The organism is Mesorhizobium sp. LEGMi-168a (genome assembly GCF_058312955.1).
In genome coordinates this window covers 1-4329 of sequence record NZ_JBZEGV010000070.1, presented here as the reverse complement: position 1 = coordinate 4329, position 4329 = coordinate 1, and the positions used below count along the sequence as shown (strand labels likewise).

Annotated in this window: 4 protein-coding genes; 3 read left to right on the top strand and 1 reads right to left on the bottom strand. The window is 65.7% G+C overall.

Annotated features, from left to right (window positions below):
• From AC4FWB_RS33795 to AC4FWB_RS33785, 3 genes are all read left to right on the top strand, one after another.
• Window positions 1-1040, top strand: a 1040-nt coding sequence (locus tag AC4FWB_RS33795; protein WP_491030547.1) for an ATP-dependent helicase C-terminal domain-containing protein, incomplete at its 5' end; no start/stop codon positions are given.
• Window positions 1041-1443: 403 nt separating this feature from the next.
• Window positions 1444-2769, top strand: coding sequence for an ActS/PrrB/RegB family redox-sensitive histidine kinase (locus AC4FWB_RS33790; protein ID WP_491030548.1), 1326 nt, complete (start codon window positions 1444-1446; stop codon window positions 2767-2769).
• 210 nt (window positions 2770-2979) lie between these two features.
• Window positions 2980-3543: an ActR/PrrA/RegA family redox response regulator transcription factor gene (locus tag AC4FWB_RS33785; protein ID WP_126096492.1), complete on the top strand. Its 564-nt coding sequence runs from the start codon at window positions 2980-2982 to the stop codon at window positions 3541-3543.
• Between the two features lie 245 nt (window positions 3544-3788).
• Here AC4FWB_RS33785 and AC4FWB_RS33780 read toward each other — a convergent pair.
• Window positions 3789-4329 (bottom strand): integrase core domain-containing protein (locus tag AC4FWB_RS33780; RefSeq protein ID WP_491030546.1); only part of this gene is annotated, 541 nt, incomplete at its 5' end.

Sequence of the window (4329 nt, the reverse complement as noted above, 5' to 3'; positions counted from 1 at the left end):
CGTCGACCCCACCCTGGCGAGCGAGTCCCGCTGCGCAAGGCTCGCTCGCCGACCCTCCCCTCAAGGGGGAGGGTAAAAGCGCCGGCGCTCTCCTCATCCATGCCTGGCCGGATCGTATCGCCAGGGCGCGCGGCGAACGCGGCCGCTTTGTGCTCGCCAATGGTTCCGGCGCGATGGTCGATGCCGCCGATCCGCTGGCCGGCGAAACCTGGCTGGTCGTCGCCGACCTTCAAGGCAAGGCGCAGAATGCCCGCATCACCGCCGCTGCGCCTGTCGATGAAGCCGAGATCCGAGCGGCACTTGCCGACCGTATCGAGACGAAGCGCGAATTGAGCTTCGACCGCGAGCGGCGCGCCGTGCGCCTGCGCGAGACCGCACGGCTCGGCGCCATCACGCTCGCCGAGCGCATGTTGCCCGCGCCTTCGGGTGCGGACGCGGATCGGGCCGTCCTCGATGCGCTTCGCGAGCACGGCCTGTCGCTGCTCGACTGGGGCAAGGAAGCTGAAACGCTGCGCCAGCGGCTCGGCTGGCTCAATCGCGGCCTTGGCGCGCCCTGGCCGGACGTCTCGGATCAGGCGCTTCTCGACCGGCTCGACGACTGGCTGCTGCCCTTCTTGGCCGGCGATGCTTCCTTGGCGGCGATCAAGCCGGGTGTGCTTGCGGCAGCGCTGATGTCGCTCGTCCCGCACGAGCTGCAGCGCAAGGTCGACGCGCTGGCGCCGACCCATTTCGACGCGCCGTCGGGCAGCCATGTGCCGATCCGCTATGATGGCGAATGGCCGGTGCTGTCGATCCGCGTGCAGGAGCTGTTCGGTCTCGACCGCCATCCGGCGATCGCCAGCGGCACGGTGCCGCTGACGCTCGAGCTGTTGTCGCCGGCGCATCGCCCGATCCAGACGACGCGCGATCTGCCCGGCTTCTGGCGCGGCTCCTGGGCGGATGTGCGCACCGACATGCGCGGCCGCTATCCGAAACATGTCTGGCCGGAAAACCCGCTTCTTGCCGTCGCCACCAGCCGCGCCAAGCCCAGAGGGACATAATCTTGCGCAGGAGCTTTGAGGGCCGCTTGCGTTGGCGGATCGCATAAGTTGGCGATTGGCGTAAACGCGGATCACTTCGTGATCCACGGGCGGAGCAAGGAGCGAAGCGACGCAGCGCAGACCCGAGGATCCATTCCGTGACTTCAACGCGTTGCCACGATGCAGAATTCTGCTCCGCTGCACTTCACAGCCAAGGTAACGGAATGGATCCCAGGGTTTCCGCGACGGAGCTTCGCTCCTGCTTCGCCCTGGGATGACGAAGGCGGGACGCACCAGCCAATCTCGAATGTTGACGATAGTGCATCGAAACGGACATTGAATCCTTGCTGCCAACAGACCTCCGACCCGTCGATCCCCGGAGCGATACCTAGCGCTCTCCCTCCTGCGGCTGTAATTCTTGGCGATGATCAACATTCTGCGCGTGCCCGATACCCAGCAGAGCCAGCGGCTGCGGCTCAACACGCTGATCCGCCTGCGCTGGCTGGCGATCGTCGGCCAGAGCATCGCGGTGCTCGTCGTCGCCTACGGGCTGAAATTCCCGTTGCCGGTCTCGATGTGTTTCGCGCTCATCGCCTGCTCGGCCTGGATGAACCTTTGGCTGACCTTCCGCTACCCGGCGGCCCACCGGCTGACTCCGTCCTCGGCCTTCGCCATCCTCACCTTCGACAGCCTGCAGCTCGCCGGCCTGCTCTATATGACCGGCGGTCTCACCAATCCGTTCTCGGTGCTGCTCTCCGTGCCGGTCGTCATCTCCGCCGCGTCGCTGCCGTTGCGCATGACATCGGTGCTGGGCGCGCTGGTCATCGTGGCGGCCACGCTGCTTGTGTTCTTCCACCTGCCGCTGCCCTGGTACGAGGACGCGCCGCTGCCGATGCCGTTCATCTATGTCGCAGGCATGTGGATGGCGGTGTTCGCTTCGATCGCCTTCACCGCGATCTATGCCTTCCGCGTCGCGGCGGAGGCGCGCCTGCTTGCCAACGCGCTCGCCGCCACCGAACTGGTGCTGCAGCGCGAGCAGCATCTTTCTGCGCTCGACGGGCTCGCGGCGGCCGCCGCGCATGAGCTCGGCACGCCTTTGGCCACCATCACCGTCGTCGCCAAGGAGATGGAAAAAGCGCTCGGCGAGGATGCGAAATTCGGCGAGGACGTGAAGCTGCTGCGCTCGCAGAGCGAGCGTTGCCGCGAGATCCTGAAGCGGCTGACCAGCCTGTCCACGGAAGGCGAGGCGCATCTTTCGCGGCTGCCGCTGACTTCGCTGGTCGAGGAAGTGACGGCGCCGCACCGCGATTTCGGTATCTCGATCCGGCTGCGTCCAGGCGAGCGCATCGGACCGGAGCCGGTCGGGCAGCGCAGCCCCGGCGTCATCTATGGGCTCGGCAATCTGGTCGAGAACGCCGTGGACTTTGCCAGGAAGACCGTCACCGTCAGTTGGAACTGGGACAGTGAGGAGGTCTCCTTCACCATTATCGACGACGGACCGGGCTTTCCGCCGGAGATCATCGACCGCATCGGCGAGCCGTATATGTCGACGCGCCAGGGAACCGAGGCCGGCGGCGGCCTCGGCCTCGGGCTTTTCATCGCCAAGACCTTGCTGGAGCGTTCCGGCGCGACGCTCGACTTCCGCAATTCGAGCGGGCTCGGCGAGGGCGCGGTGGTGCAGATCACCTGGCCGCGCGGCGTCTTCCTCAACCCCGAGCAGCTGTCCGGAACCATGTTCGACAATGCCTGAGCCTTGCGTTTGCTGCATGGCAGCTCTGTTGCCGGCTGTAAAAATTGGACATTGCTGTTGCAGAATTGTATCTGCGTAAAAGTAAGGCATGTCGCTCAAAAGTGTGCAGCGGTTTTGGGACAACGGCATGCCGGGAAACAAGAACTTGAAGCGCGTTCGCTACAATCTGTTTCGGCGCGGCGCGCTTTAAGTCGGTAGGATGCTGATGAAATGAGCGCGGACGAAACCACTGGCGCAATGGTTGAAGGCGAGGACACCTCGCTGCTGATCGTCGACGACGACAAGCCGTTCCTCACCCGGCTGGCGCGGGCCATGGAAACCAGGGGCTTCGCGGTCGAGACTGCGGAGAGCGTCGAAGAGGCAGTCGCCAAGGCGCGCGCCCATCCGCCGGCCTATGCGGTTGTCGACATGCGGCTGGGCGACGGCAACGGTCTCGACGTGGTCGCCGCCATCCGCGAGAAGCGCGACGATGCCCGCACCATCATCCTGACCGGCTACGGCAACATCGCCACCGCGGTGACGGCGGTGAAGCTCGGCGCCGTCGATTACCTGTCGAAGCCGGCCGATGCCGACGACGTCTTTGCGGCACTCACCCGCACCGCGGGCGAGCGAGCGGCGCCGCCGGAAAACCCGATGTCGGCCGACCGCGTGCGCTGGGAGCACATCCAGCGCGTCTATGAAATGTGCGACCGCAACGTCTCCGAGACCGCGCGCCGGCTCAACATGCATCGCCGCACCTTGCAGCGCATACTGGCCAAACGCGCGCCGCGCTGAGATCGCCAAGCACGCAGGGCAAGCATTTCGGGCCAACGACAGTTCCAACTTGCGGCGCAGATTGGCAATCGCCGAGGTCGGCACTGCCCCTCATCGCCCTGCCGGGCACTTCTCCCCGTATAGTGACGGGGAGAAGGGGCTGACCGCAACCTCGGCGCCCATCTTGCGACGCCGATGGTTGGCGAAAGCGTCGATGACAGCTGTCCAGCCGATAGATGGGTAACACTTTGAACCGGATACATGGGTTACAGTTTTCCCCCTGAGTTGCTGTCCGCCGCGGCGCCATCTGGTCGGGGTTGGATGGGGCTGCGGCGGACCAGTTTCTTGTGTCTGCGGTCGATGAAGCCGAGCGGGTGGGCATAGAAGTGAAGTGACCATTGCCCGTCCTCGGTCTCGGTCGCGGCGACCGCTTCGCCGGCCAGCGTCTTCGAGACATAGATGAAGTCGCCATTCCACCTGATCTCGCCGTTTTGCCGCACGCGCCGCACCGCCGCTTCGGCCGGATAGTCCGGCTCGGGCGTCGTCTTTGGCATGGCGCGGGTCGAAGGACGGTAATGCTGTGCCGGGGTATCCATGCCCAGCGCCTCATGCGGGCGCTGCTCGTTGTACTCGCGGCGGAAGGCCTCGAAAGCCCGGGCCTGGGCCGCCCTGTCGGCCTTCGGCGCCTTGGCCAGCGGCAGCATGGTCAGGTGGAAGCGCTCATGGCATCCGTTCTGCTGCGGCTTGCCCGGCTGGATGCGCTCCAGGACGATGCCGAGCTTGATGAAGCGCACCGCAAGCGGCGTC

Bases quoted from the DNA above. Each gene is read 5' to 3' on its own strand.
- AC4FWB_RS33785 (WP_126096492.1), top strand. From the start codon at position 2,980: ATGAGCGCGGACGAAACCACTGGCGCAATGGTTGAAGGCGAGGACACC.
- AC4FWB_RS33790 (WP_491030548.1), top strand. From the start codon at position 1,444: ATGATCAACATTCTGCGCGTGCCCGATACCCAGCAGAGCCAGCGGCTG.